The 18,593-nt window shown below is 68.7% G+C and carries 18 protein-coding genes; 12 read left to right on the forward strand and 6 right to left on the reverse strand.

Annotation, left to right across the window (positions count from 1 at the left end):
* Positions 1-87 precede the first annotated feature (87 nt).
* From BrevBR_RS11600 to BrevBR_RS11620, 5 genes are all read left to right on the forward strand, one after another.
* Positions 88-3,360, forward strand: a complete 3,273-nt coding sequence (locus tag BrevBR_RS11600) for a TonB-dependent receptor domain-containing protein (protein ID WP_340001038.1) — start codon at positions 88-90, stop codon at positions 3,358-3,360.
* 187 nt (positions 3,361-3,547) lie between these two features.
* Complete coding sequence (locus tag BrevBR_RS11605) at positions 3,548-4,333, forward strand: isocitrate lyase/PEP mutase family protein (RefSeq protein ID WP_340001039.1); 786 nt, start codon at positions 3,548-3,550, stop codon at positions 4,331-4,333.
* Positions 4,330-4,848, forward strand: coding sequence for a methylated-DNA--[protein]-cysteine S-methyltransferase (locus tag BrevBR_RS11610; RefSeq protein WP_332638626.1), 519 nt, complete (start codon positions 4,330-4,332; stop codon positions 4,846-4,848). The genes BrevBR_RS11605 and BrevBR_RS11610 overlap by 4 nt, the downstream gene beginning before the upstream one ends.
* Before the next feature lie 71 nt (positions 4,849-4,919).
* Positions 4,920-5,603 carry a hypothetical protein gene (locus BrevBR_RS11615; protein WP_340001040.1) on the forward strand — a complete coding sequence of 228 codons (684 nt, stop codon included), beginning with the start codon at positions 4,920-4,922 and terminating at the stop codon, positions 5,601-5,603.
* Positions 5,596-5,805 (forward strand): helix-turn-helix transcriptional regulator, encoded by a 210-nt coding sequence (locus BrevBR_RS11620; protein ID WP_332638629.1) that lies wholly within the window; start codon positions 5,596-5,598, stop codon positions 5,803-5,805. Before BrevBR_RS11615 ends, BrevBR_RS11620 begins: the two co-directional genes overlap by 8 nt.
* Positions 5,806-5,836: 31 nt before the next feature.
* Here BrevBR_RS11620 and BrevBR_RS11625 read toward each other — a convergent pair whose 3' ends face one another.
* Complete coding sequence (locus BrevBR_RS11625; protein ID WP_340001041.1) at positions 5,837-6,706, reverse strand: hypothetical protein; 870 nt, start codon at positions 6,704-6,706, stop codon at positions 5,837-5,839.
* Between the two features lie 111 nt (positions 6,707-6,817).
* Here BrevBR_RS11625 and BrevBR_RS11630 point away from each other — a divergent pair, with 111 nt between their 5' ends.
* Positions 6,818-7,642, forward strand: coding sequence for a sulfite exporter TauE/SafE family protein (locus BrevBR_RS11630; RefSeq protein WP_340001042.1), 825 nt, complete (start codon positions 6,818-6,820; stop codon positions 7,640-7,642).
* Here the strand turns inward: BrevBR_RS11630 and BrevBR_RS11635 are convergent.
* Both BrevBR_RS11635 and BrevBR_RS11640 read right to left on the reverse strand, forming a co-directional pair.
* The gene (locus BrevBR_RS11635) at positions 7,639-8,151 is read right to left on the reverse strand and encodes a retropepsin-like aspartic protease family protein (RefSeq protein ID WP_340001043.1); all 513 of its coding nucleotides are present in this window, start codon (positions 8,149-8,151) and stop codon (positions 7,639-7,641) included. The two genes, BrevBR_RS11630 and BrevBR_RS11635, sit on opposite strands and share 4 nt — an antisense overlap.
* 105 nt (positions 8,152-8,256) lie before the next feature.
* Positions 8,257-8,487, reverse strand: coding sequence for a DUF1289 domain-containing protein (locus tag BrevBR_RS11640; RefSeq protein ID WP_340001044.1), 231 nt, complete (start codon positions 8,485-8,487; stop codon positions 8,257-8,259).
* Positions 8,488-8,643: 156 nt separating this feature from the next.
* On the opposite strand from BrevBR_RS11640, the gene BrevBR_RS11645 reads away from it, so the two are divergent.
* The 4 genes from BrevBR_RS11645 (at position 8,644) to BrevBR_RS11660 (ending at position 11,024) form a co-directional block, all read left to right on the forward strand.
* Positions 8,644-8,799, forward strand: a complete 156-nt coding sequence (locus BrevBR_RS11645; RefSeq protein WP_332638635.1) for a hypothetical protein — start codon at positions 8,644-8,646, stop codon at positions 8,797-8,799.
* A 129-nt stretch (positions 8,800-8,928) separates the two neighbouring features.
* Positions 8,929-9,255 carry a hypothetical protein gene (locus BrevBR_RS11650; protein WP_340001046.1) on the forward strand — a complete coding sequence of 109 codons (327 nt, stop codon included), beginning with the start codon at positions 8,929-8,931 and terminating at the stop codon, positions 9,253-9,255.
* A 37-nt stretch (positions 9,256-9,292) separates the two neighbouring features.
* Positions 9,293-10,096 (forward strand): crotonase/enoyl-CoA hydratase family protein, encoded by an 804-nt coding sequence (locus BrevBR_RS11655; protein ID WP_340001047.1) that lies wholly within the window; start codon positions 9,293-9,295, stop codon positions 10,094-10,096.
* Between the two features lie 61 nt (positions 10,097-10,157).
* A complete protein-coding gene (locus BrevBR_RS11660; RefSeq protein WP_340001048.1) occupies positions 10,158-11,024 on the forward strand; it encodes an alpha/beta fold hydrolase in 867 nt (288 codons plus the stop codon).
* A 63-nt stretch (positions 11,025-11,087) separates the two neighbouring features.
* Here the strand turns inward: BrevBR_RS11660 and BrevBR_RS11665 are convergent, their stop codons facing one another.
* Genes BrevBR_RS11665 through BrevBR_RS11675 form a run of 3 tightly spaced genes read right to left on the reverse strand, consistent with a single transcriptional unit; the run spans position 11,088 to position 14,052 of the window.
* Complete coding sequence (locus BrevBR_RS11665; protein WP_332638639.1) at positions 11,088-12,107, reverse strand: HlyD family secretion protein; 1,020 nt, start codon at positions 12,105-12,107, stop codon at positions 11,088-11,090.
* Between the two features lie 20 nt (positions 12,108-12,127).
* Positions 12,128-12,883 (reverse strand): ABC transporter ATP-binding protein, encoded by a 756-nt coding sequence (locus BrevBR_RS11670; protein WP_332638640.1) that lies wholly within the window; start codon positions 12,881-12,883, stop codon positions 12,128-12,130.
* Positions 12,880-14,052, reverse strand: coding sequence for an ABC transporter permease (locus tag BrevBR_RS11675; RefSeq protein WP_332638641.1), 1,173 nt, complete (start codon positions 14,050-14,052; stop codon positions 12,880-12,882). Before BrevBR_RS11675 ends, BrevBR_RS11670 begins: the two co-directional genes overlap by 4 nt.
* Before the next feature lie 192 nt (positions 14,053-14,244).
* Here BrevBR_RS11675 and BrevBR_RS11680 point away from each other — a divergent pair, with 192 nt between their 5' ends.
* Both BrevBR_RS11680 and BrevBR_RS11685 read left to right on the forward strand, forming a co-directional pair.
* Positions 14,245-16,314: a S46 family peptidase gene (locus BrevBR_RS11680; protein WP_340001049.1), complete on the forward strand. Its 2,070-nt coding sequence runs from the start codon at positions 14,245-14,247 to the stop codon at positions 16,312-16,314.
* A gap of 195 nt (positions 16,315-16,509) precedes the next feature.
* Positions 16,510-18,588, forward strand: coding sequence for a S46 family peptidase (locus tag BrevBR_RS11685; protein ID WP_340001050.1), 2,079 nt, complete (start codon positions 16,510-16,512; stop codon positions 18,586-18,588).
* Positions 18,589-18,593 lie beyond the last annotated feature (5 nt).

Consider the following 18,593-nt stretch of genomic DNA (forward strand, 5'->3'; position numbering starts at 1 on the left):
GGTTCGTGTCTATTCAGTTGCAAAAGGGGTGGAGGCGACCGCTACTGCAACGCTGGACTTTCGTTCTGATCACTCGGGTATCCCAACATGCGCACCAAGCCGTTCCTGATGACCTCCTCCCTGCTGGCCGGCGTCTCCGCCCTGACGCTCGCGGCCGCGATCCCGGCCGCGGCGAGCGCCCAGACCGCCCCGGCGCAGGACCCTGAAGCCTCGGACCTCGGCGAGGTGGTCGTCACCGGCTCCCGCATCCGTCGCGATCCGACCAATTCGCCGACGCCGCTGATCCAGATCGGGCAGGAAGAGCTGCAGCAGTCGGGCGAGGTCAATGTCATCGATTTCCTGGCCGACATCCCCGCCCTGTCGACCTCGGTGGTGCCGGAAGACACCACGGGCTCGAACCTGAACGACGGCGGCCTGTCGCTGCTGAGCCTGCGCGCCCTTGGCGCGGTGCGGACGCTGACCCTGGTCGACGGACGCCGCCATGTGGGATCGAGCCCCGGCACCCTGTCGGTGGACGTCGACACCATTCCGCGCCTGCTGGTCAACAACGTCGAGGTGGTGACGGGCGGCAACGCGGCCGTCTACGGCGCCGACGCCGTCACCGGCGTGGTCAACTTCGTCCTCAAGAAGGATTTCGAGGGTCTGGAGATCGACGCCTCGATCGCCGAGATCAATGACGATCACCAGCTGAGCCAGCGCCTGTCGGCGCTGTGGGGAACGAATCTTCTCGACGATCGGCTGAACGTCTATGTCTCGGGCGAATACCAGCGCAACGACGAGGTGCTGGACACCGACATCGACTGGAAGCGGGAATCCTGGGGCCTGCTGTCCAACGACGTCGATCCGGCGTCCGCGCCCAGCGACGGCGTGCCTGACCTGATCCTGGTCCGCGATCTTCGCACCTACATCCGCGGCACCAATTTCGGCGGCGTGACCATCCTGTCGACGGGTGTGCAGCCCAGCCCCGCCAACGACCGCGATGTTCCGTTCCAGACCTGCTCGGCGACCACCTTCTCGGCCAACTGCTTCTCGCTGGCCCCGTCCAACCGCCTGGACAACGGCTTCCTGTACGACGACAGCGGCGCGTCCCAACCCGTCGTCTTCGGATCGATCCGGCAAGGCGCCGGCTTCACCCGCAACTCCAGCAACGGCGGGCTGGGCATGGTGCAGAACACGGAGCAGGCCCAGGCCAGCCGGCTGCCGGAATCCACCAACTACCGCTTCCAGACCGGCTTCAACTTCGATGTGACCGACAGCATCGAAGTCTTCGGGGAAGCCAAATACGTCGAGGAAGAAACCTACGACGCCGGCCAGCGCGTCTTCCATGACTTCAACATCCGCCAGTTCGCGCCGGGAACCGTCGGCGCCATCACCGCGACCTCGGCGTTCGAGATCGGCCTGGACAACGCCTATCTGCCGGCCAACGTCCGCACGGCGATTCAGACCAACCGCCGCGACATCTTCAACTCGGCGGGAGCGGTGACGGGCAACGTCGCTGATCCGCGCGCCCAGCACAAACTGTACGGCCCGCCCCGGACCCAGAACAACAGCCGGGACCTGCAACGCTATGTCGTGGGCCTGCGGGGCGATGCGGGCGACCTGGGCTTCTATCGCAACGTGACCTGGGAAGCCGGCTACACCTACGGCGAGATGAACAACTCGAACACCGAGCTGGGGGTCGACATCGTTCGCTACCAGGCCGCCGCCGATGCGGTGGTCGACACCGCCGGCATCGTCAACGGCACGCCGGGCGAAATCGTCTGCCGCGTGCAGCTGCTGTCAGCCCAGGGCATCGCCGTTCCGGACGTCGTCCTGGGGGGCGTAACCTATTCCCGGCAGGGTGCGGTCATCAACGATTGTTCGCCCGTCCGCGTGTTCGGAGCCGGCGGCTTCACCCAGGAGGGACTCGACTATCTTCAGGCGGCGATCACGGTCACCGACCAGAACAAGCAGCACGACTTCCTGGCCTTCACCACCGGCGACCTGTGGGACTTCTGGGGCGCTGGCCCGATCGGCATCGCCCTGGGCTATGAGTACCGCAAGGAGATCACCAGCGGCGTGGGACGCGATGCCGACACCGCCGGCCGTCTGCTGTTCCTGAACAGCGGACCCGACTTCGCCGAGGCGAGCTACGACACCAACGACTATTTCGCCGAACTGCGGCTGCCGCTGTTCACCGACACCTTCCTGGGCTCGTCGGAGATCAGCGGCGCATATCGGGTGTCCGACTATTCCCACGTCGGCAAACAGGACACCTACAGCGCCCAGTTCCAGTGGCGGCCGACGGACCAGTTCCTGTTCCGGGCGACGACCGCGACGGCGATCCGGGTGCCGAACCTGTCCGAGACCAGCGAGCCCTACGGCCAGACGTTCGCCAATGGCTTCTCCGACCCCTGCAGCGCGACGGTGATCAACAACCTGGCCGACCGCACCGTCGCCGACAACCGCATCGCCAACTGCACCGCCCTGGCCACCGCCGCGGGCCTCACCTTCACCTTCAGCGACCCGTCGGCGCCGAACGCCTATCTGCCGAACTACGGCAGCGGATCGGTGCCCGGCCTGGCCGGCGGCAACCCCTTCCTGCAGCCGGAGACGTCCGAGAGCTTCACCATCGGCGGCGTCTGGACACCCGACTATCTGATCCCGAACCTGTCGATCGTGCTGGACTACTATGACATCGAGATCTCGGACGCGATCGACGCCGTGTCGGCCCAGGCGGCCGCCAACCAGTGCGTCAGCGGCGACCAGGTGAACACCGGCGCCTGCGCCACCATCACCCGCAACCCCGGCACCTTCCTGGTCAGCAGCTTCATCCAGGGGTCGCTCAACTACGCCGCCCTGACGGCCAAGGGCGTGGACTTCACCGCCCGCTACGGCTTCGACCTGCCGGAGTGGGGCGGCCGCAACTGGGGCCGGTTCAGCCATTCGATCCGCGGCAACTGGCTGATCGAGCAGCATGATTTCGTCAACATCGCCGACCCCACGGATTCCAGCGACTTCGAGGACACCGTCGGCATGCCCCGCGTGCGCTTCCTGTCCACAGTGACCTGGGAGCCCTCGGACACCCTGGCCTTCACCTGGGACTGGGACTGGCAGGCCAGCCAGGAGATCGAGGACGTCGACAACATCGGCTACGGCAATTTCGACCGTTACGAGACGCTGAAATATCTGGAGACGGGCGACTTCTCGCAGCACGACTTCTCTGTGCGCTGGAACATGCGCGAGGACACCACGGTCCGGGCCGGGGTGGTCAACGCCTTCGACGCCGAGCCGGCCCGCTGGCTGGGCAACACCTCGGCGGACAATTTCGACCTGTTCGGCCGACGGTTCTTCCTGAGCCTGAACTACCGGCCGTTCTAGGGCCAGGGACGGCTTTCCCGGGGGCGGCGCGCGCCGCTCCCGGGAGAAGGCCGCTCCGGCCGGCGCGGCGGGCGTCAAGCCGCGGAATTCCGGCCAGGTCGACGGCCCTACAGGTGTGCGAGTCCGGAAACCGCCGGACGTCGCGGGCGCTGCGGTGTGAACTCCTCCGCATCAACGGAGATATCCCATGACCGCCTTCCGCGACCTGCACCTTTCGGGCCTGCTGATCCTGCCCAACGCCTGGGACGGGGGTTCGGCGGCCCTGATGCGGGCGAAGGGGGCCAGGGCGATCGCCACGACCAGCGCGGGCGTGGCCTGGGCGCTGGGCTGGCCGGACGGGGACGCCCTGCCCGTCGACCGGGTGGTGCAGGTCACGCGCGACGTGGCCCGGGCGGCGCAGGGGCTGCCGGTGTCGATCGACTTCGAAGGCGGCTATTCCGACGATCCGGCGGCGGTGGCGGCGCAGGCGAAGCGGCTGGTCGAGGCGGGCGCGGCCGGGATCAATATCGAGGACGGCGGCGGCTCCCCGGAGCTGCTGGCAAGCAAGATCGCGGCGATCCGGTCGGCGGTCGGGCCGGACCTGTTCATCAATGCCCGCTGCGATGTCTGGTTGAGAGGGCTGGCGAAGGACGGGCCCGTGGCCGAGGCGGCGCGGCGGGGTGCGATCTACGCGGCGGCCGGAGCGGACGGTCTGTTCACCCCGGGGCTGACGGACGAGACGGACATCGCGGCGATGGTCGGGATGACGGCCCTGCCGCTGAACCTGCTGGCCTTCCCCGGCCTGCCGGACGCGAAGACGCTGGAGGGACTGGGCGTGCGGCGGCTGAGCGCGGGATCGGGCATCGTCGGCGCGACCTGGGGCCGGGCGGCGGCCCTGGCCGAGGCCTTCCTGAGCGATGGACGGTCCGAACCGCTGGGCGAAGGCGCCTTGGGCTGGGCCGAAGTCAACGCCCTGATGCCGACGGCGGAATGACCATTTCGGACCGCCTGATCCTGTCCTGGGTCGAGAGCCCGATCGGGCCTCTGGCGCTGGCCTGCGACGAGGCGGGCGTGGTGCGCGGGGTGTCGTTCGGAGACGGGCTGATCAAGGCGATGCGGCGCGAATATCCGCGCGCGGTCCTGTCTGACGGCGAGGCGCCGGCGGCGGTGGCCCGGGAACTGGCGGCCTATTTCGAGGGTGACTGCGAGGCGTTGAACCGCGTGCTGTGGTCCCTGGAGGGCGCGGCGTCGGACGGGTTCCAGCCGCGCGTCTGGAAGGCGTTGGCGGACGTGCCGGCGGGCGTCACCATCAGCTATGGCGAGATGGCGAAGCGTGCGGGCGAGCCCGGCGCGGCCCAGGCGGCGGGCGTGGCCCTGAACCGCAATCCGATCCCGCTGATCCTCGCCTGCCACCGCGTGGTGGGCGCGGACGGATCGCTGACCGGCTTCGGAGGCGGGCTGGAGCGCAAGGGCTGGCTGCTGCGGCACGAGGGCGCCCTGCTCATCTGAGTCCCTTGACTCGATGTAACCCATAGGTGATATGTAACCCCAAGGTGACAACGCGTTTCTGGGGTTGCGAAATGGACGAGCAGGCACTGGCGAAGGCGGGACGGACACGGACCCGAAAATTCTGGTCGGCGATCTGCCTCGCCGTTCTGGGCGTCCTCGCCATGGGGTTCGGTTTCATCACCGGACAGGGGCTGACGGGGGATGCAGCCACCTTCGCGGGCGTCATCGCGGGCCTCGGTTTCAGCTTCATCCTGATCGGCGCGCTTGGGTCGTGGTGGAACCGGCCGGGCGACACGCGCTGGATGTCCGAAGCCCCACAAGGCAAGCGGGACCGGCTGCAGGCGCAGCGATCGCGCCAGCTGTTCCTGTTTCCGGCCGTGGCCGTGATCTTTCTGGCGCTGGCGCTGGAGCCCGTCCGCCATGTGGTCGAGGGAGAAGGCCGCCTCCGGGACTATCTGTCGATCCTGCTGCCCGTTCTCTACGCATGGGTGACGGCGTCGATCGCCATGGGCTGGGATCACAATTCCCGGGCGAACCGGCGCTTCCTCGAGGATGAGCTGACCGCCGTCATCCGGGCGCGGGCCATGACCGCCGCCTTCCTGGTGGTGATGACCGGAGCCACGGCGGCGTTCGCGCTGTTTCTGATACGACCCGAGCTGGGCGCGTTCGCCGTGCTGACGGCGCTCGCCGCGGGCGGCGCGACCGCCGGCGTCCGGTTCGCGTGGCTGGACCGCGAGGCGGGTCAGGATGGGTGATCCACGGCTTGCTTCCCGTCTGAAGGAGGTGCGAACCGCCGCCGGCCTGACCCAGGCCGATCTGGCGGAACGCGCCGGAGTGTCGCGCAAGACCGTGAACACGGTCGAGAACGGCGTGTTCGTGCCCTCGACCCTGCTGGCGCTGGGCCTCGCCCGCGCGCTCGGCACGACGGTCGAGGATCTGTTCTGGCTGACCGAATAGGGGCGCCCGCCGCCCGGCGCCCCGGCGCGGTCTAGCGCCGCGCAGCCTCGACGCGGGCTTCCAGTTCGGTCCAGCGGCGGGTCAGGTCCCGCAACTCCCGCCGCAGGCTGGAGGCCTCGGTGCGGCTGATCGAGCCGTTGCGCTCGCCGGCGGCGATGCGGGCCTCGATCTGCGCGCCGCGCGGGTCGGAACCGTAGTTGTCGTCCGGCGTGTAGCCGCCGTCGTAGTTGTCGCCGACGCGGCGGTTCAGATCGGCCCAGCGCGCTTCCAGATCCTGACGCTCGCGGCTGTCGACGCCGTTGCGGTCGTAGGTGGTTTCCAGCTGCACGAGCGCGTTGAAATCGGTCGACAGGCGGTTGGCCTGGCTACGGGTCAGGGTGCGGTTGCGCACCCCGGCGTCGAGGCGGGCGTTGAACGAACTGCGGCTCTCGGCCAACGGGCGCCAGTCGTCAAAGCCGTCGTCATAGCCGCCCTGTCCGCCGGCCTGATAGCGGGTCGAGAAGGCGCGATAGCGTTCGGTCAGGTCGGCGCGCTCTGTGGTCGTGACGCGACCATCGGCCGTGTAGCGCGCCTCCAGCGTGACCAGCGCGTCGTACTCGGCAGTCAGGCTGCGGGCGGCCGAGGAAGAGATGGCGCCCGAACGCACGTCGGCGTCCAGACGACTTTCGAACTGGGCGCGGTTGGCGCCGAGCGGACGGCGTCCGCGCGACCATTCGCTGTCCAGCGTGGTTGAAACGCCGAACCGGTCGCCGAACAGGGCCCCGAGAATGGCGCCTATGGGATCGGTCTGGGTCTGGCCATAGGGGGTCGAGCTGTAGGGCGTCTGGGCGAAGGCGGCCGAGCCGGCCGTGAGCACGAAGGCGCCGGCCGCGAGGGCCGTGAGGGTCTTGATCGATGTCATGGGACTTGTCTTTCCGGCGGTTGCCTGTCGCGGAAAGAACGGCGGTCGACGAGGAAGGTTGCTCCCCGCCGAGGGCGTCCCCTTCACCGCGAGTCAGACTAGACAGGGTGGATGACCGCCCTGCCCCTGCCCGACCTGCTGCTTCTGTTCGCCGCCCTGATCGCCGCGGGGCTGGCCGGCGGGATCGTCGCCGGCCTGTTCGGCGTGGGCGGGGGCACGGTGATCGTGCCGGCGGTCTTCTACGCCTTCGAGGTGCTGGGGGTCGGAGGCGGGGGAAATCTGCACACCGCCATCGGGACATCCCTGCTGACCATCGTCGCGACCAGCTGGCGGTCGCTGAAGGCGCACCGGTCGCATGGGGCGGTCGATGAAGTGGCGCTGAAGACCTGGACGCCCTGGGTCGGCTTCGGCGCCCTGATCGGGGCGGCCGTGGCCGGCGTGACCTCCATGGAGGGGCTGGCCATCGTCTATGGCGTCTGCCTTGCCCTGATCGCGGCCCAGCTGGGGCTGATGCCCGAGCGGTTCACCCTGAGAAAGGACCTGCCGACGGGCTGGGCGCGGCGCGGTATCGGAAGCCTGATCGGCGGGCTGTCCGCGATGATGGGGATCGGCGGCGGCAGTTTCGGCGGCATGATGATGACCCTGTGCGGGCGGCCCATCCATCAGGCGGTGGCGACGGCGTCGGGGTTCGGCGTGGCGATCGGAGCCGCTGCGACGCTGGGGTTCGTGGCGTTCGGGTGGGATGCGGCGGGCCGCCCGCCGCTGTCTCTGGGCTATGTCAACGTGCCTGGAGCCATAGTGATGGCGGTGCTGACCACGGCGGTGGCGCCGTGGGGCGCGAAACTGGCCCATGCGCTGGACAGGCGGGTGCTGCGCAAGGCGTTCGCGGTCTATCTGCTGGCCACAGCCCTGTCGGTCGTGGTGAAGGCCCTCTAGGGCCGCAGCGTCAGGCTGGCGGGCGTGGCGGTGAACGCCGACAGACGACCCAGATAGCTCATCCCCAGCAGGGAGTGCGGCAGGCCGTGCTCGACCACCATGGCCTGAACGCGCTCGACGCGGGCGCCGGCGACGGCGACGGCCTCAAGTTCGACCGGCGCGGCGCGGACCGGCCCCGAGGCGGTGATGATGGAGCCCGAAAAATCCTCGGACGTAAGCTTGAGGCCGAGGCGAGCGGCGTCGTCGCGGGTCAGGGCGACCACGCTGGCCCCCGTGTCGACCATGACGCGGACGGCGCGGCCCTCGATCAGGGCGTCGGCCCAGTAGTGACCGTCGAGGCCCTTCAGCACCCGGGCGGACGCGCCGCCGGCGGGCGAGGAGGCGTGGACGGGCGGGGTCGCGGCCTGCGCCTGACCGCGCAAACCGGCCTGATCCATCCACCAGACGGTGGTCAGGGCCGACGCGACGGCGGCGGCCATGATGCCGATCGAGGAAAGGTCGAAACGCATGCGTTACTCGTCCTGAAGCGCCGCTTCTGCGACGGCTCCGGTATCGCACGGGCGGGTTTGGATGCGGTGAAGGGGGATGGTTTGCGCCGGCTTAACGCGGGCCGGTCAGGCGGAACCCGGCAGGCCGGGATCGGCGCGGGATCGCCGGGCCGGCAGGTCGGCGATCACGGCGGCGCGCTGATCGTCGGTCAGACCGCTCCAGCCGGCGATCTCGGACAGGGTGCGAAAACAGCCCAGACACAGGCTGGAAGCGCCGTCGACGACGCACACCTTGATGCAGGGCGTGGCGATGCTGCGCGGCGGCGTCTGTGGGTTTTGGGCGACAGTCGATGACATCAGTGCGAAATATGGTCCGGTAGCGGAGTAAAAATCGTTGCAATTTTCAGCCGCCGAAGTTACATGGATGCTGACGCGAAACGACTATGACGGTGAGATTCCCGAAAAGCACGACGCGTCTCTTTTCAATCGTTCCATCGAAAGGAGACGCCAAGGATGAACGACAGAGACCGCAATCTCCAGCACGCCATGATGTCATTCGCCCTCTGGGGCGGGATGCTGGTCAATACGAAGAACACAAACGGGGCGGGCGACCGTGTTGTCAGCCACCCGTCGAACTTCGTGCCGATCAAGATCGAGAAGCGCCGCTAGGGCGCTGGGCTCGAACCTGACAAAAGCCCCGGCCCGCAAGGTCCGGGGCTTTTTCAATTCTTCTGTCGCACGCGGGATACACGCGCCGGGACGAAATCCGTGCCAGTCTTCTGCGGGAGGGGCGCGCATATGCTGAAGCTTGAGGCGACCTTGGTCGCGACAACAGCCGCGCGGTCGAGGCGGAGCGGCTGGGCGCCGGACCGCGGGGTCGACTTCATCGTCCGGGCGCCGGCACGCCAGGCGGTCATCATGGCGCCAGCCGAGGCCGGGCCGACCGTGGCGAGCGAACCTGCAAGCTTCCTCAACGCCGATGACATTCTGGCTCACGGAGCAGCGGTCGTCCGACGTTACGTCAGCCTCGCCGCACAGGCCGCGGAGGCGGCGGTCCGCGAGCCCGCGGAACGACCCCTGACGCGGGCCTGGTCGTCCGTGGCGCGGAAAGTCCCCGGCTCCTGACGTTGCGGCGACGCCGCGCTTGCGGCACAGCGGGTCCATGACCGAGACCCTGATCCGCCGGGAACGCCGAGCGCACATCGAAATCTGGACGCTGGACCGGCCTGACCAGCTGAACGCCCTGCCCGATCTGCAGGATGGCGAAGCCTTCGCCGCGGCCTGCGAGGCGGTGAACGCGGATCCGGACGTCCGGTGCGTGGTGCTGACCGGCGCCGGACGCGCCTTTTCAGCGGGCGGCGATCTGAAGGCGATGAAGGCCCGGCGCGACATGTTCGCGGGTTCTGGCGCGGATATCCGCGAGCGCTATCGCCGCGTGGTGCACCGGATCGTGCGGTCGCTGTACGGGCTGGAGGCGCCTCTGGTGGCGGCGGTCAACGGGCCGGCCATGGGGCTGGGCTGCGACATCGCCGGGCTGGCCGACATTCGCATCGCCTCGGAGACGGCGAGCTTCGGCGTGCCCTTCCTGAAGCTGGGGATACTGCCGGGCGACGGCGGAGCCTGGCTGATGCCGCGCAACATCGGCTATGCGCGGGCGGCCGAGATGCTGTTCACCGCCCGGGTGCTGGACGCGCGCACAGCCATGGAGTGGGGACTGGTCAGCCGCGTGGTCGCGCCCGAACGGCTGATGGACGAGGCGCTGGAGATCGCGGAGGAGATCGCCGCCCGCGCCCCCCAGGCCCTGCGCATGACCAAGGCCCTGCTGCGTCAGGGCCGCGACGCGACCTTCGACCAGATCCTGGAGATGACGGCCTCGATGCAGGCGCTGGCGCACCTGGGCGACGACCATCTGGAAGGCGTGACGGCGGCGCTTGAGAAGCGGCCGGCGGACTTCACCGGCCGCTGACGGGTGTTGAACCCGGAAGCGCGCGGATGCGTTCGGAGGCTTCCAGCCCACGGAGCTTCGCATGCCCAACGTGCTGCACCGGATCGCCCTGATCGACGGCATCGAAACCTTCTACCGCGAGGCGGGGCCCGCCGACGCCCCGGTCCTGCTGCTGCCGCACGGCTATCCCTGCTCGTCGTACGAGTTCCGCAACCTGATACCGCGGCTGGCGGACCGGTGGCGGCTGCTTGCCCCCGACTTTCCAGGCTGCGGCTACAGCGGGACGCCGGAGGGGTTCGCCTACGACTTCGACGGCTATGCGCGCTTCCTGGAACAGTTTGCCGAGGCGACGGGCGCGCAGCGCTTTGCCCTGTACCTGCACGACTTCGGCTCGCAGATCGGGCTCCGGCTGGCGATCCGGCGCCCGGCGCGGATCGCCGCCCTGATCGTCCAGAACGGCGACATCTACGAGGACCAGCTGGGCCCCGGCTACGATCCCCTCAAGACCTACTGGGCGAACCCGACCCCGGCGGAGAAGGCGAAGCTGGCCGAAGCGATCACCCTTGAAGGCTACCGTCACGAATTCCTGAATGGCAGCGAAGGCAATGTCGGCGCCCGCATCCCGCCGGACCTGTGGACCCTGCATTGGGCGTTGACCGACGAGCGGCGGCGGGCGATCGCCCTGGAGGTTATCGCCGGTCTGAAAGAGAACCGCGACTGGTTCCCCCGCTACCAGGCCTGGCTGCGCGAACACCGGCCGCCGACGCTGATCCTGTGGGGCCCGAACGACAGCTACATGCCGGCCGGCGCCGCTCGGGCGTATCTGCGAGACCTGCCGGACGCCGAGGTGCACCTGTTCGAGGACGGCGGACACTGGTTGCTGGAGACGCATCTGGACCAGGCCGTCGAGCGGATCCGCGACTTCCTGGGCCGCGTGCACACGGCCTGAAACGCAAACGCCGCCCGGAGCCGAACAGGCGCCGGGCGGCGTCGCCTCGTCCCAGGTCCGGACCTAGCCCTCGCGGGCCGGAGCCCGCATGGCGCGGGCGGCGGGGACGCCGGCTGCGACCGTGCGAGGGGCGCCCGCGGTCTGGCCGGGCTTCATGAACTTGACCAGCACGCGCTGGCCGATCAGCAGCGGCGCGTCGCCGGCGGTGACCACGACTTCCACGACGCGTTCATCCGAGCGCTGCGAGGGATCGTCCGAGGCCAGCTTGCGGGCGCCGAAGACGGCGGCGCGGCGCAGCACGGCCCCGACATAGACCTTGGACGGATCGCCCTCGGGGGTGATCTCCACGGCCTGGCCTGGGGTGATGTTGGGAATGTCGCTCTCGACGATCTCGGCGCGGGCGATGCGCGGAGCGTCGGGCTCGAGGTCGAACATGTTGGAGACGTTCAACGTCGAGGCGCCGGCGCCGGGGTTGGCGTAGCGGCGCACGATACGGCCCGACTGGGGCGCGCGGATCACCGTCAGCTCGACATTGTAGGCGGCCTGGTCGCGGCGGGCGCGGGCGGTCTGGACGGCGGCCTGCTGGTTGGCGAGGCGAGCCTGGGCCGTCGCGATGGCGTCGCGGGCGGCGTCCATGCGCGAGGCGGCGACGAAGTTGGAGGCCACCAGCTGCTGAAGCCGGTCGTGCTCGCGCTGGGCGGTGCGGAGATCGACCTGGATCAGGCGCAGCTGGCTTTCGGCCTGGGCGACGTCGGCGTTGGCGCTTTGCAGGGCCAGACGGGGCTCGTCATCCTCCTGACGGGCGAGAATCTGGCCGGCGGCGACGCGGTCGCCCTCCTGCACCAGCACCTCGCGGACGACGCCGCCGCGGCGGGCCGCGATCTGGATGATGCCGCCCTCGATGTCGACCTTGCCGTTGGCGATGGCCGCATAGGGGCTTTCCACCTTCGCCTTGGCGTTGGCCTTCTCTTCCTCGGCCTTCTTCGCCTTTGAGGCGCCCTGCATGACGTTGAAGCCGACAACGAGCGCAACGATCAGCACCAGGCCGATCCAGAGCCATTTGTTCTTGAGGAAGGCGGGCATGTCGAAGGTCCTTGGAGGCGTCAGTGCGAAGCCAGCGTGGCGTCGGGATTGGGAATGCGGCGTTGGTCGTCGATGATCACGCCGTCTTCGATCTTGATGACCCGGTCGGCCCATTCCTCGAGGCGCGGGTCGTGGGTCACGCAGATCACGGCGGCGCCGTGTTCGGTGGCGGCGCGGCGCAGCAGGCGGATGACGATCTGGCCATTCTCGCCGTCGAGGGCGGAGGTCGGTTCGTCGGCGAACAGGATCTGCGGGTTCTTGGCCAGGCAGCGGGCGATGGCGACGCGCTGTTTCTCGCCGCCGGACAAGGCCGAGGGCCGCTGGTGCAAGCGCGAGCCGAGGCCGACCTCCTGAAGGGTGGCCGTCGCCTGACGTTTGGCGTCGCCCTTGGACAGACCCTGGAATTTCAGCACCACCTCGACCTGCTGCAGGGCCGACAGGGCCGGGAACAGGTTGAAGCCCTGGAAGATGAAGCCGCAGTGGTCGAGGCGGAATTTGTCGATCTTGCCCGGGGACAGCTTCCACAGATTGTCGACATCAAGCGTGTCGACGCGGCCTTCCTCGGGTCGCAGCAGGCCGCTGAGGGCGGCGATCAGGGTCGACTTGCCCGAGCCCGACGGGCCCATGACCATGGTCAGGTCGCCGTGGCGCGCGTCGAAATCCACGCCCTTGAGCACGTCGATGTAGGACTTGCCCGACTTGAAGCGCTTGACGAGACCCTTGGCCTCGATGGCGAAGTCGCCGTGCTTGCCGTGAGCCTTGGTGTGACCGGTCATCGCAGCAGGTCCGCGGGCTGGCTGTTCTTGAGGATGCCGAGGGACAGCAGGCCCGACAGCATGGCGATGATGACGAGGCCGCCGCCGACGACGATCAGCAGGATGGGCGGCAGGGCGATGATGACGGCGTTGGCCGCGGCCAGCATCTGCACCAGCAGGGTCAGGCCGATGGCCGCGCCGACGCCGACCAGGCCGACCCAGAAGCTGAGCTCCATGACGATCCGGTTCAGCGAACCCATGCCGACACCCAGGGCCCGCAGGGAGGCGAACTCCTTGATGTTGGCCATGATGGCGCCGCGCAGGGTTTGCCAGGTGATGGCCACGCCGATGATGGTGCCCAGCACCACGCAGCCGCCGATGATGATGACCAGGATGCCTTCCTCGAACATGGCCGAGGCGTTGGCGTCGGCCAGTTCCTGACGGGTCCAGGCCTTCCATTGGCCGTCGCCCTGTTCGTTCAGCTCGACCGCGACGCGTTCGGCCTGGGTCGGGTCGCGCAGCTTGACCATCAGGGGACCGACGCGCGGGCCGGTGTCGGCCTGACCGAGCATCCGAAGGGTGTCGCGCGACATGACGATGGTGGCCTGCATCATGTTGGGATAGCCGCGGGTGATGCCCACGACGGTCACGGTCTGGCCGTTGTACAGGGCCTTGTCGCCCAGTTTGACGCCCAGTTTGGCGACGGCGGTTTCGTCGATGGCGACGGTGTAGGGCTGGCGCAGGGCGTCGACCAGTTCCTGGGAATAGTCGGTGGGGATGGTCACCGCGCCGGGCGTGGTGTCGATGATGCTGGCCTGAACAAACTCCTGGCGCGGGGCGCCCTGACGGGCGCGTTCGGCCTGGGACATGGTGGGGTCGACATTCTTGACCGACTGGAACGAGCCACCGGCGCCGTCCAGCGGCTGGACCTCGATCACGGCCGGGTTGCGGTAGGCCAGGGGAATGAACCGGCGCGGCACGCCCGAGGGGCCGCCCATCAGGCTCTTGGCCCCGGGCTGCATGATGATGATGTCGGCGCTGGAGCGCTCGATGGTGGCGGTGAAGCCCTTGCCGATGCCGATGAAGACGCCGGTCATGGCCAGCACCAGCAAACCCGACAGCGCAAGCGCCATCACGGCGGCCATATAGCGCCGCCACTCGTACAGCAGCGTGGATAGTGCGAGCGACATTGGTAAGGACAGATCCCCGAGGCGTTAGCGCTATGTGACGACGACGTTCGCTGGAACCAAGTTAAATCGGGGTAAGGCGACCGGCGGTACGCTTTCGGCGGTCGACCGCGAGGCGATGGACGGGATCGGCTCATCGGGTCTAGGTAACGGCAACAGTCCGCGATCAACGCCGGACATGGGAGATTTCGCAGAATGCAGCTTCGTTCGCTTCGCGCCGCCATATCGGCGACCGCCTCGATCGCCGCCGTCGCCGGCGTCATGGCCGTGATGGCCGCCCCCTCCCCGGCGCGCGCCGACGAAGGCATGTGGACCTTCGACAATTTCCCGATCCAGACGGTGAACGACAAATACGGCACCCGCATCGATCAGGCGTGGCTGGACCGGGTCCGCAACGCCGCCGTCCGCATCCAGGGCTGTTCGGCCTCGTTCGTGTCCGACGAAGGTCTGATCCTGACCAACTGGCATTGCGTCGTCGGCTGCGCGCAGGAGCTGTCGTCACCCGAGCAGGACTATGTGAAGAACGGCTTCCTGAGCCGGAACCGCGAGGAAGAGAAGCGCTGCCCCGGCCAGACCGCCGAGGTGCTGGTCGACATCGTCGACGTGACCGACCGGGTGCTGGCCGCCGGGACCGGGCTGGAAGGCGCCGCCTTCAACGCCGCCCGCACCGCCGAAACCAACACGATCCAGACCGAGGCCTGCGCCGGCGATCCGAAATTCAGCTGCCAGGTGATCAGCTTCTATCGTGGCGGCCGCTACGCCATGTACAAATTCCGCCGCTATGACGACGTGCGGCTGGTGTTCGCACCCGAGAACCAGGCGGCCTTCTTCGGTGGGGACCCCGACAACTTCAACTTCCCGCGCTACGCCCTCGATGCGGGCTTCCTGCGCGCCTACGAGAACGGCCAGCCGGTCGAGAGCCCCAATTTTCTGAAGTGGAACCCGAACCCGCCCAAGGAAGGCGATGTGACCTTCGTGGCCGGCAACCCCGGCACGACCCAGCGCCTGCTGACCATGAGCCAGCTGGAGCGGCTGCGCGACCAGCAGCTGCCGGTCACCCTGATCCAGAACTCGGAACTGCGCGGACGTCTGCTGGAGTATTCGCTGACCGGCGACGAGGCCAAGCGACTGTCGTTCGATCCGATCTTCGGCCTGGAGAACAGCTTCAAGGTCTTTTACGGCCAGCAGGGCGCACTGACCGATCCCGCCTTCATGGCCGCCAAGCGTGAGGCCGAGGCCGAGCTGCGGGCCCGCGTCGCCGCCGACCCGGCCCTGCTTCAGCAGATCGGCGATCCGTGGGGTGATCTGGAACGCGTCCAGGCCGTGGCGCGCGACCTCTACCTGCCATTCCGCCAGCTGGAACAGGCGGCCGGCGGCGGCTCGACCCTGTACCAGATGGCGCGGACCATCGTGCGGGCGTCGAAGAACACGACCATGACCGACGCCCAGCGCGCCCGTCTGGTGGCCATGGTCGGCGCCGAGACGCCGATCGCGACGGATATGGAAGAGATCCGCATGCGCTACTGGCTGTCCAAAACGCGCGAGTATCTGACGGTCGACAATCCGCAGGTGAAGGCGATGCTGGGCCGTGAGAGCCCTGAAGCCCTGGCCGACCGGCTGATCTCGAACACCCGGATGGGCGACGCCGCCTTCCGCGCCCAGGCCGCCGGCATGACCACGGCCCAACTGGCCGAGGCCGATCCGCTGCTGGCCTTCGTCATCGCCAATGACGACGCCGCAAAGGCCATCGGCGACCGCTGGGCCGCCGAGGTCAACGCCCCGACCGCCCGCGCCGCCGAAAAGGTCGCCCAGGCCCGGTTCGCGGCCTATGGCACCAACCTGTATCCCGACGCGACCTTCTCGCTGCGCCTGTCCTACGGCCAGGTGGCGGGCTGGACCTACCGCGGCGTGACCGTGCCTCCGTTCACCTACATGGGCGGCCTGTACGAGCGGGCCACGGGCGCCGAGCCGTTCAATGCGGCGCAGGCCTTCATCGACAACGAGGCCCGCGTCAACAAGGACACGGTCTATGACTTCACCTCGACCAACGACATCATCGGCGGTAACTCGGGCTCGCCCGTGATCAACGCCGACGGCGAGGTGATCGGCGCGGCCTTCGACGGCAACATCCACTCGCTGGGCGGGTCGTTCGGCTATGACGGTGAACTGAACCGCACGGTGACGGTGTCGACGGCGGCCATCACCGAGGCGCTGCGGAACATCTATCCGAGCCCGAACCTGCTGGAAGAGCTGGGGGTCCGGTAAGTCACAAGGTCCCTTCTCCCCTCCGGGGGAGAAGGTGGCCGCCGGAGGCGGTCGGATGAGGGGGATATGGCCGCGCGTCCGTCGCCGCCCGGAGACCTCGTCCGCCAGCCCCCTCATCCGTCATGCTGCGCATGACACCTTCTCCCCCGAGGGGAGAAGGGTAAGGTGGCGCGACCGCGCCGTTCGGAGATCATCATGCGCCGCCTCACCCCCGCCCTCGCCGCCGCTCTTCTGACCCTCGCAGCGGGCGCCGCCCGCGCCGAGGAGGGCATGTGGACGTTCGACAACTTCCCTATCGCCCGGGCCAATGCGACGCTGGGCACGAACATCGATCAGGCCTTCCTGGACCGGGTGCGGCTGAGCTCGGTCAAGTTCGGCGGTTGTTCGGCCGGAATTGTCTCGGGCGCGGGTCTGGTGATGACCAACAACCACTGCGTCGCCACCTGCGTGGCCAATCTGTCGACCCAGGCGGTCAACTACGCCGAGACCGGCTTCACCCCGCGCAGCCGCGAGGAAGAGCTGAAATGCCCCGGCGGCACGGCCGAGATCCTGACCGACATCACCGACGTCACCGAGCGGATGCACGCGGCCGGCGCCGGTCTGGAAGGCCAAGCCTTCACCCGCGCCCGCGACGCCGAGGCGGGCCGGATCGAGCAGGAGGCCTGCGGCGCCGCGACGGACAAACGCTGCCAGGTCGTGAGCCTGTACCGGGGCGGCCAGTTCAAGCTCTACACCTACAAGAAATACTCGGACGTCCGGCTGGCGTGGGCGCCGGAGGACCGCGCCGCGACGTTCGGCGGCGATCTGGACAATTTCAGCTTCCCCCGCTTCGCCATCGATGCCGCCTTCATCCGGCTGTACGAGAACGGCGCCCCGGCGGCGACGCCGACCCACTTCACCTGGAAGGCCGACCAGCCGGTCGAGGGCACGCCCGTGTTCGTCTCGGGCAGCCCCGGCGCGACGCAGCGTCTGCTGACGCAGGAGCAGCTGTTCACGATCCGCGACGTGGTCCTGCCGATGGATCAGCTGATCGCCTCGGAGCTGCGCGGGCGTCTGATCCGATTCTCGGAGGAGAGCGAGGAAAACGCCTTCATCGCCATGGACCCGATCGTCGGGCTGGAGAACACCTACAAGCGCGGGCTGGGCCGGATGCGGGCGCTGGTCGATCCGGGTTTCATGGCGACGCGGGCGGCCAATGAGGCGGACTTCCGCGGACGTTATGCGGCGCGGTCCGACACCAGCGGCGCTGATCCGTGGGCGGAGCTGGCCGCGGTGCAGCCGATCATGCGCGAGACCTATGCGACCGTGGCCCTGCTGGAAGGCGGGACCGGCGCCGGCACGACCCCGGTGGCCGGCGGATCGCAGCTGTTCCTGTGGGCGCGGACGCTGGTGCGCGGGGCCCAGGAGCGCGAGAAGCCCTCGGCCGAACGTCTGCCCGAGTTCGCCGACAGCCGGCTGGCCGGGGTCCAGTCCGGCCTGTTCGCCGAGCGGCCGGTCTATCCCGCGCTGGAACAGGTCCGCATGGAATGGTGGCTGTCCAAGACCCGCGAATGGCTGACCGTCGACAATCCGGCGGTCCGCGGCCTGCTGGGCCAGGAGTCGCCGGAAGGCCTGTCGGCGCGTCTGGTCAGCGGCACCGGACTGGCCGATCCGGCGGTGCGGCGGGCGCTGTGGGAGGGTGGTCTGGCCGCCGTCGAGGCCTCGGACGATCCGATGATCCGGTATCTGTTGTCGATCCAGGATGAGACCCGCGCCGCGCGCTCGGACTGGGAGGCGCGGGTTCAGGCGCCGACCGACCGGGCGTCGGAACGACTGGCCGCCGCCCGGTTCGCCGCCTATGGGGACGCCGTCTACCCGGATGCGACGGGCACGCTGCGGCTGACCTACGGCAAGATCGAGGGCACGGATGTTCCTGGCCAGCGGTTCGGCCCCTTCACCACCTTCAACGGCCTGTGGGACCGGGCGACGGGCTCCGCGCCGTTCGACGTGGCTCCGAAGCTGCTGGCCGCGAAGGACCGGATCAACGGCGACACGGTGCTGAACATGGCGGTGTCTTCGGACACCATCGGCGGCTCGTCAGGCTCGCCGGTGGTGACGGCGGCCGGCGAGATCGTGGGGGCCAATTTCGACTCCACCGTCCTGACCCAGCGCAACGCCTATGGCTATGACCGCAACGTCAACCGCTCGGTGATCGTGACCACCGGCGCGGTGACGACGGCGCTGCGGGATGTCTACGGCATGGACGGACTGGTGCGGGAGTTGGGCGTACGCTGAGGCGG

The organism is Brevundimonas sp. BR2-1 (genome assembly GCF_037626195.1).
Classification (GTDB): Bacteria; Pseudomonadota; Alphaproteobacteria; order Caulobacterales; family Caulobacteraceae; genus Brevundimonas.

Coding starts and splice junctions, on each gene's coding strand:
- BrevBR_RS11665 (WP_332638639.1), bottom strand. CDS start 12,107: ATGCCCGCCTTCCTCAAGAACAAATGGCTCTGGATCGGCCTGGTGCTG.
- BrevBR_RS11675 (WP_332638641.1), bottom strand. CDS start 14,052: ATGTCGCTCGCACTATCCACGCTGCTGTACGAGTGGCGGCGCTATATG.
- BrevBR_RS11645 (WP_332638635.1), top strand. CDS start 8,644: ATGAACGACAGAGACCGCAATCTCCAGCACGCCATGATGTCATTCGCC.
- BrevBR_RS11615 (WP_340001040.1), top strand. CDS start 4,920: ATGGACGAGCAGGCACTGGCGAAGGCGGGACGGACACGGACCCGAAAA.
- BrevBR_RS11660 (WP_340001048.1), top strand. CDS start 10,158: ATGCCCAACGTGCTGCACCGGATCGCCCTGATCGACGGCATCGAAACC.
- BrevBR_RS11600 (WP_340001038.1), top strand. CDS start 88: ATGCGCACCAAGCCGTTCCTGATGACCTCCTCCCTGCTGGCCGGCGTC.
- BrevBR_RS11630 (WP_340001042.1), top strand. CDS start 6,818: ATGACCGCCCTGCCCCTGCCCGACCTGCTGCTTCTGTTCGCCGCCCTG.
- BrevBR_RS11685 (WP_340001050.1), top strand. CDS start 16,510: ATGCGCCGCCTCACCCCCGCCCTCGCCGCCGCTCTTCTGACCCTCGCA.
- BrevBR_RS11655 (WP_340001047.1), top strand. CDS start 9,293: ATGACCGAGACCCTGATCCGCCGGGAACGCCGAGCGCACATCGAAATC.
- BrevBR_RS11635 (WP_340001043.1), bottom strand. CDS start 8,151: ATGCGTTTCGACCTTTCCTCGATCGGCATCATGGCCGCCGCCGTCGCG.
- BrevBR_RS11650 (WP_340001046.1), top strand. CDS start 8,929: ATGCTGAAGCTTGAGGCGACCTTGGTCGCGACAACAGCCGCGCGGTCG.
- BrevBR_RS11680 (WP_340001049.1), top strand. CDS start 14,245: ATGCAGCTTCGTTCGCTTCGCGCCGCCATATCGGCGACCGCCTCGATC.
- BrevBR_RS11620 (WP_332638629.1), top strand. CDS start 5,596: ATGGGTGATCCACGGCTTGCTTCCCGTCTGAAGGAGGTGCGAACCGCC.
- BrevBR_RS11640 (WP_340001044.1), bottom strand. CDS start 8,487: ATGTCATCGACTGTCGCCCAAAACCCACAGACGCCGCCGCGCAGCATC.
- BrevBR_RS11670 (WP_332638640.1), bottom strand. CDS start 12,883: ATGACCGGTCACACCAAGGCTCACGGCAAGCACGGCGACTTCGCCATC.
- BrevBR_RS11625 (WP_340001041.1), bottom strand. CDS start 6,706: ATGACATCGATCAAGACCCTCACGGCCCTCGCGGCCGGCGCCTTCGTG.
- BrevBR_RS11610 (WP_332638626.1), top strand. CDS start 4,330: ATGACCATTTCGGACCGCCTGATCCTGTCCTGGGTCGAGAGCCCGATC.
- BrevBR_RS11605 (WP_340001039.1), top strand. CDS start 3,548: ATGACCGCCTTCCGCGACCTGCACCTTTCGGGCCTGCTGATCCTGCCC.